General features: G+C 37.8%; 5 protein-coding genes. 3 read left to right on the top strand and 2 right to left on the bottom strand.

What is annotated here, in order from left to right:
* Positions 1-263: 263 nt before the first annotated feature.
* The 3 genes from ACFIKY_RS07400 to ACFIKY_RS07390 all read left to right on the top strand — a co-directional run bounded on the left by ACFIKY_RS07400 (position 264) and on the right by ACFIKY_RS07390 (position 3,500).
* A complete protein-coding gene (locus tag ACFIKY_RS07400; protein ID WP_015856750.1) occupies positions 264-656 on the top strand; it encodes a Fur family transcriptional regulator in 393 nt (130 codons plus the stop codon).
* A 155-nt stretch (positions 657-811) separates the two neighbouring features.
* Positions 812-1,906 (top strand): HlyD family secretion protein, encoded by a 1,095-nt coding sequence (locus ACFIKY_RS07395; RefSeq protein ID WP_375636469.1) that lies wholly within the window; start codon positions 812-814, stop codon positions 1,904-1,906.
* Between the two features lie 22 nt (positions 1,907-1,928).
* Positions 1,929-3,500 carry a DHA2 family efflux MFS transporter permease subunit gene (locus ACFIKY_RS07390; RefSeq protein ID WP_375647635.1) on the top strand — a complete coding sequence of 524 codons (1,572 nt, stop codon included), beginning with the start codon at positions 1,929-1,931 and terminating at the stop codon, positions 3,498-3,500.
* A gap of 1,100 nt (positions 3,501-4,600) precedes the next feature.
* On the opposite strand, the gene ACFIKY_RS07385 is transcribed toward ACFIKY_RS07390, so the two are convergent.
* Complete coding sequence (locus ACFIKY_RS07385; RefSeq protein ID WP_375636465.1) at positions 4,601-5,185, bottom strand: GNAT family N-acetyltransferase; 585 nt, start codon at positions 5,183-5,185, stop codon at positions 4,601-4,603.
* 75 nt (positions 5,186-5,260) lie between these two features.
* Entirely contained in the window at positions 5,261-6,394 is a 1,134-nt protein-coding gene (locus ACFIKY_RS07380) for a type III PLP-dependent enzyme (protein ID WP_015856754.1), read from the bottom strand.
* Positions 6,395-7,596 lie beyond the last annotated feature (1,202 nt).

Here is a 7,596-nt window from a genome sequence, read left to right as displayed (position 1 = left end):
ATCATTTTTTACTTTTTTTTAAAATAAAATAACATAAACAACTGGTTGTATTTCAATACATTACACTAAAATAAAAAGCGTATAAAAAGTTCCTTGCTAGATAACAGCGGCTTTCAGATTATAATACCCCTCCCCTCACAACGATTGCAACTTTTCTTACATATCACAATAAGGCTAAAGATAGAGTACATATTCTATAATCACCATTGCATAAACCTCTTACACGCTTTATGCTTTGCCATAAGAGCAAAAGGAAGATGTCAATGTCATCTAAACTGACGCGTAACCAAACATTGGTTTTAAACACTTTAAAAAATGCAAAAGGGCCTTTAAGTGCTTATGCGATTCTCAATCACTTACGCGAAGAAGGTTTTCGTGCACCTCTCCAAGTTTATCGTGCGTTAGAAAAACTCGTACAGTTAAAGTGTATTCATCGTCTTGAAAGTGTAAATGCCTTTATGGTCTGTTTACACCCTGAAAACTGTCAACATGAACTTACAACGTTTATAATTTGCGAAAACTGTGGTACAGTCAATGAAATACAAAATCAAACGATTGTATCGAGTTTAAAACAGATGGTTCAAGCTGTTGACTTCCAAGCCCACAAAAGCACCCTAGAAGTACGAGGCCTTTGTAAAAAATGCGTAACAAAATAAGACCTTGAACTTGCAAGTTCATATTTTTAGCATTATGTTTCAAAAATCATCTTATTGCTTGAAAAGCTCTTATCGTCCTTGCATGTATATCACCCTAGTCTATAGTGATGGGTTTATTATACTCAGTGGAACATAAATATTGAAAGTATAAAATCATGTCCGTAACTGAGACAATTTTTTCAACCAAAAACTTCAATAAAACGCAACAAAAGAAAGTAATCAAAGCTCTTCTTATTGTCTTTGCACTTTCTGTGCTTTGGTTTAGCTATAAGTATATAACGCAATGGCGTTATATACTCTCCACTGACGATGCCTACGTGCAAGGAGATATAGCAGCTATTGCGACTAAATTAAATGGATATATTGAAAAAATTGCCATTAAAGCCAACCAAGTTGTAAAAAAGAACGATGTTTTATTTTACCTAGACAACGGTGATTATCAAATAGCCTTGGATCAAACAGACGCACATCTTAACACACAGAAAAAAACACTTCTACGCATTGATGCACAAATCACAGCCGCTCATAGTGCTTTAGATGATGCAAAAGCACAAAAAGCAGCCGCTTCAGCCATAGCAACCAATGCACAACTCACCTTAAAACGTGTAACAGAACTGAAAAAAAATCGTTATGCTCCTCAATCCGAGGTTGATGATGCCAAATCAGCTTATGAACAAGCCGTTGCGAATGTTAACAGAGCGGACGCACAAATGGCTGCAGCACGTGCGAATATCCGAGTGCTAGAAGCGCAACGAAGTGAAATAGAAAGCCAAACAAAGAGTTTAGAACTCACGCGTGAAAAAGCACAACGTGATCTTGATTCGACCGTTATACGAGCGCCATTTGATGGCGTTATAGGAAATTTAACAGCAAAAACGGGAGATTTTGTTGTAAATGGCCAACGTCTTGCGGCGTTAGTCCCCATACATGCACTTTATATTGAAGCCAACTATAAAGAAACACAGTTGCAAAATATTCACGCAGGACAAAAGGCTTATATTGCTATTGATGCATTCAAAAAGGAGTTTTTTACAGGAAACGTGCTTTCTATTTCGCCCGCAACAGGCGCTGTTTTTTCTCTTTTGCCTCCACAAAATGCTACTGGTAACTTTACAAAGATTGTCCAGCGCATTCCCGTACGTATTTCTATTCCAGAAGAAGTCTTAAAAACCGGACATATCCGAGCAGGGATGAGTGTTTCAGTGAAAGTTGATACACGTACAAAGCCACAAGATAAAAGTCTCTTATAACAAAAAAGTAGAAGATCTTACTATGACATCTTCCATACCAGAGCCCATACAATCTCAAGAACGCATCGGAATGCACAAAATTATAGTTTTTATTGCTATGTCTTTTGGCATGTTTATGGCAATCTTAGATATCCAAATCGTTTCCTCTTCTTTAGCTGAAATTCAAGCGGGTCTTGCAGCAAGCTCTGAAGAAATTTCATGGGTTCAAACTTCCTATCTCATCGCTGAAGTCATCATGTTGCCGCTTTCTGGATTTTTAGGACGATTGCTTTCAACACGTGTTTTCTTTACCTTATCAGCTATCGGTTTTACGATTACTTCTGTTCTTTGTGCAACGGCAACATCTATTGGAGAGATGATTTTGTATCGCGCACTACAAGGTTTTATTGGTGGTGGAATTATCCCTAGTGTTTTTGTTGCCTCCTATGTCCTTTTTCCTCCTTCCAAACGTCCCATTGTTACCCCTATCGTCGGACTGGTCGCAACATTAGCCCCCACCATTGGTCCAACCGTGGGAGGCTATATTTGTCATCTCTCATCGTGGCATTGGCTCTTTCTCATCAATGTGCCCTTCGGGATTATCATCTCAATTCTCGCTTGGAAATTAATTGATTTTGATAAAGCTGATCCTTCTTTAATGAAGAAATTTGATTGGTTAGGCCTCATTTCTATGGCTACTTTCTTGGGAACTTTAGAGTATGTTCTAGAAGAAGGAGCTCGTCATGATTGGCTGAGTGATAGGCTGATTCGGAATTTTTTCATTATCATGATTCTTGCTGCAGCCTTATTCTTCTGGCGTGCTTTTACAGCAAAAGAACCCATTGTAGATCTCTCTACTTTTTCTAATTTTAATTTTTCTGCTGCATCCATTTTTTCCTTTGCACTGGGAATAGGTCTTTATGGACTCACATATCTTTATCCTGTCTATTTAAGCCAAATCCGCCATTATGATGCCCTCATGATTGGAGAAACATTGTTTCTTTCAGGATTCGCCATGTTATTAACTGCTCCGCTTGCTGGATTTCTTTCAGCCCGAATGGATGCACGTTTAATGATGGCAATAGGACTTTTGGGTTTTGCAATAGGCACTTGGATGGCGAGCTCTATCACAGATAACTGGGATTTTTGGCAACTCTTTTGGCCGCAAGTTTTCCGTGGTGCTTCTGTGATGTTATGTATGGTTCCTGTTAATAATATTGCCTTGGGAACACTCCCGCCAGAACGAATGCAAAATGCTTCTGGACTCTTTAATCTCACACGGAATCTAGGTGGTGCTGTAGGGCTTGCGATTATCAGCACTCTCATGACAAAACGCACAGACTTCCATTATGAACGAATAGCCGAAACGCTTAACCACGCAAACAGACAAGCAACTGAAATGCTTTCAAAGCTTACTTTATTTTTCAAAACAGAAACCTTTGATTCGTATACTCTTGCTCTTTCTCAATTGTTTGGTATGGTACGCATACAAGCAACGATTATGGCTTTTAGTGATATTTTCTTTATTATGACCATTATCTTTGTTATTTTGACATTTATGACCATTTTTCTTAAAAAAATACCACCTCTCATGGATGCACCACCAAGTCACTAAGCTTAATTAAAATTGAGAAATATTTTTTATCTTTATCACCTTCCTCGCTTCCTATGCACTTTATCTCTTCTCAAGAGACAGTATAAATCAACATATGATTCTAAATGATTCTTCTGATAAAAATTCTTTTCAATGCGGGCTCTTTACGCACTTAAAAATAACTTCTCGCATACAAGAATTGTTTTGGATGATAATAAACAAAGAGCTTATCTAAAGTGCTCCACACCATAAAGATAAAGCAGCTATTTCTATAGGATTTTTGATTTACCACCGTAGGGCAAAAAACATTAAAACAATATTTGCGCCTGTCATTAAATCTCTCATCTATCTACCCCCCCTTTTACGCTACTATCCTCATAAAAACTATTCTGTAAGATTCTTTGCCCTTCACTCTTTTGATTCTCACAAGAATATTCATAAAAGATTGATGATTCTTGTGATTTTTATTCATTCACCTATTTCCCTTATAATATGTAGGAGAACATTTTTTTGATTCTGGATACAAAATTTTACATGAGAAAATCATTTTGTATTTGATACTCTCATGCCAATTGCAAAACGATCTACTTTTATAGCAAAAAAAAATAATGATATATTTTTTTCAAAAAAGTTGCTTTTGAACATATAATTTTATTTTTTATACTCTTTGAACAAGCGCTAAAATTGTATAAAATTTCTCAAAATGTCTCTCTATTGAATCAATCAAAACTATTCCCTTGCACATAAAAAGCAAAGAGATAAAAACTGCTTAAGAAAAAAGTAAAATATCCAACCGTTTCGATGCATGATCTACCAACGATATTGAAAACTGGAAAACTGCATGATGATACCGGCTTTAAAAGAATACAAGACCACTCAAAAATCCGGTTCCTTAATATTATAAAACAGGACGCTATTCCAAAAAAATGAGCTTTAAATATATTCCTACTCACTTAACTGAAATTATCAAAAATAAGAAACCAGCCACATAAAGAAAAAGCCATATAATAAAATCGCAATACAACTCCCCAAAACTTTGTACCGCTAAATACTTTGGCACTAGTCAGAATAGTATGCTCTCCTCAACGCCAGCTGTTGAAAAACAAATTTAAACACTATCTTCAAGCCACTTTATGATGCTGAAAACGATTCGAAACTTCTCGTTCTCCACTAGGAACTAAAGTGCCATAACACCCAGAAAGATAATGTGGTATCAGTTCCAACGCTTGAAAGCGATGCTTTTCATAAGGACCAGGCATTGCCAAATTTTCTGTTAAACTATTTGAAAAGCCAAAACGTTGATAAAATTCAAAATCCCCTACCAGCAAAATGGCGCCATATCCCAATTTTTTTGCTGTTTCAATTGCGTGGCGGACTAAAATTGATCCTATTCCCAGACCAGCACATTCAGATGCGACAGCCAAGGGACCCAAAAGTAAAGCATGTTGTGTTTTATTTTTTCCTTTAGAAAAAGAAACATGCCAAAGACGGACACTTCCCACAAGCTCTCCAAGCGCATTTTTAACCACAAAAGAAAGTCCTTGAGCAGCTAACCGACCACGACGTAAAGCCTCTGATGATTTACGTTTACGTCCATACCCCATCGTTGAATCAAGCAAAATTTCTCGATAAGGCTTATCTGCTTCTTGCTCCAATAAAAGTGTAAAACATGCCCCATCTTTTGTTTGAAAATTCATCATGTTCATCTCAATGACCGCCCTCTTATAGCGCCATGACGAGCATAGCAAAAAATCTAAAAAACCTATAGTTAAAAGGAAACCTCAGATCACATATGATCGTAAAGGCTCAAAACCATTAAAAGCAACCGATGCGTAAGTTGTTGTGTAAGCACCCGTCCCATGAATCAATATTTCATCTCCTATCGTTAGGGATAGAGGAAGCGGATAAGGTGTTTTTTCATAGAGAACATCTGCCGAATCGCATGTTGGTCCAGCCAAAATACAAGGCTCCATAACCTTATCATCATGAGGTGTCTCAATAGGATAACGAATGGCTTCATCCATAGTCTCAGCAAGACCATTAAATTTTCCAATATCAAGATAAACCCATCGTACATTATCATTATCAGCTTTTTTAGATATCAGAACCACTTCTGTACGAATAACACCAGCATTACCAACCATCGCACGCCCAGGCTCAATAATCGTCTCAGGAATACGATTACCAAAATGCTTTTTCAATGAATCAAAAACTGCTGTACCATAAGCTTGTTCTGTAGGGACATCTTTCAAATAACGCGTTGGAAAACCGCCCCCCATATTCACCAACCTCAACGAAATGCCTTCTTGTTCCAAACGCTTAAAAACTGTAGCAGCATCCGATAAAGCACGATCCCACGCACTCAGATCAACCTGCTGAGACCCAACATGAAAAGAAACACCATAGGCTTGCAAACCCAATTGGTGTGCCCGTCTTAGAACATCAACCGCCATAGCAGGGACACAACCGAATTTGCGTGACAATGGCCACTCTGCACCTTTTCCATCGGTAAGAACACGGCAAAAAACACGTGCTCCTGGAGCAACACGCGCAATTTTTTCCACTTCTTCAACACAATCAACTGCATAAAGTGAAACACCCAATGCATATGCTCGTGCAATATCACGTTCTTTTTTAATCGTATTCCCAAAAGAAATACGCTCTGACGTTGCTCCTGCTTTTAAAGCCATTTCAATTTCTGCAACAGAAGCCGCATCAAAAGAAGATCCTAAAGAAGCAAGCAAACGCAAGATTTCAGGTGCTGGATTTGCCTTTATTGCGTAAAAAATACGCGACTGCGGCAGAGCTTTTTCAAAATTTAAATAGTTGTCACGAACAACATCAAGGTCAACAATTAAGCATGGACCTTCAGAACGATGTGTTGCAAGAAAATCGCGAATACGTTGCGTTGCCATCTGCAATTCTCCTTGAGGGAAAGCTCCCCCACTCTATGCTTGGACAGCCAAAACTGCCAAAAGCTAAAGGACAAAAAACACACAACAACTATCCCCATTCTGATTACAAAAAACCAGAAATTAGCATTGTATGCAGCGAAAGAACAGCGCGAAGCCGCGTCATTCTATTTTATCTGCCTTTTTGATTGGAGTTGAGAAAACCACTTCCGCACTGAAGGCAATGAGGTGTGCCTCTATAGTTATCCCAGTATTTAAAACTGGAAGACACCAGAAAGGCCCGCACCGTCGTTGCTTCAAGATGTCCTCATTCTTGCAATTGGCTGTAAGAATGACTGGAGCGGTTAGTTCCAGGTACCGTACCGGTTAATCTCACCATTTGAGAACCAGCGGACACCCACAGGCACGTGCGACTTTGGGCAATGCATCCTATAAAACGAATTCTTGCTCATTTCAATCATTTTTTTAATTTTAAACATTTTTTAATTCTTAAAGATAAAATGATGCGAAAAAACAACACTCTCTTCCACCAGACAAAGCTATCCATCCGCTTTCATGAGATGACACCCCTTACATCATCCGTGCAACATAAATCACTGTCTTGCTTTTAAAGCCCCTCATTTCTTTGCCCTATTCTATCTCCTAATATCCGCAGCAGAAAATAACGCAAAATAAATTACTCAACACATTAATTTATAATGATAGTTTATTATTTTTCCCTTAAACAACAATCTCATCATAAAATTCTCTTATTTCAACCCTCTTACAATGAATTCGTTAAGATCATTCTTTTGCGCATTACAAATAAAAAACAACTGAAAAAAGGGGGACCTCTTATATATCCTCTCAAATGCAAGGATGACCAACATTGAAAACTGGGAATAGTAACGACTGAAGCACTATCATTTTTAAAGATAACGATGTCCTTCCTCCAACAAATACCATTATCTTTCTTATTGACATCCTAAAAAACATCCCTGTTTCCATATTCATTTCACAGCATCGCTTAAGCAAAATATCATGAAAATTTCCCATATAATATAGCTTGTGTAGTATAGATTAACTACATCGCACCCTCTTTATACTTATGAAATTACAAGCCTATGCCCCCATTCTATCTGCCAACTCCCAATATTGCAGAAACTCCTACATTGAAATGTTTCATAACACCTTATCTAAAATGATTTTTGTCCACACGTTTCTCC

The sequence above is a fragment of the Bartonella sp. CR127HXZ genome (assembly GCF_042194555.1).
GTDB lineage: Bacteria > Pseudomonadota > Alphaproteobacteria > Rhizobiales > Rhizobiaceae > Bartonella > Bartonella grahamii.
This window is presented reverse-complemented; position numbering and strand designations above follow the sequence as displayed.

Bases quoted from the DNA above. Each gene is read 5' to 3' on its own strand.
- ACFIKY_RS07385 (WP_375636465.1), bottom strand. From the start codon at position 5,185: ATGAACATGATGAATTTTCAAACAAAAGATGGGGCATGTTTTACACTT.
- ACFIKY_RS07400 (WP_015856750.1), top strand. From the start codon at position 264: ATGTCATCTAAACTGACGCGTAACCAAACATTGGTTTTAAACACTTTA.
- ACFIKY_RS07380 (WP_015856754.1), bottom strand. From the start codon at position 6,394: ATGGCAACGCAACGTATTCGCGATTTTCTTGCAACACATCGTTCTGAA.
- ACFIKY_RS07390 (WP_375647635.1), top strand. From the start codon at position 1,929: ATGACATCTTCCATACCAGAGCCCATACAATCTCAAGAACGCATCGGA.
- ACFIKY_RS07395 (WP_375636469.1), top strand. From the start codon at position 812: ATGTCCGTAACTGAGACAATTTTTTCAACCAAAAACTTCAATAAAACG.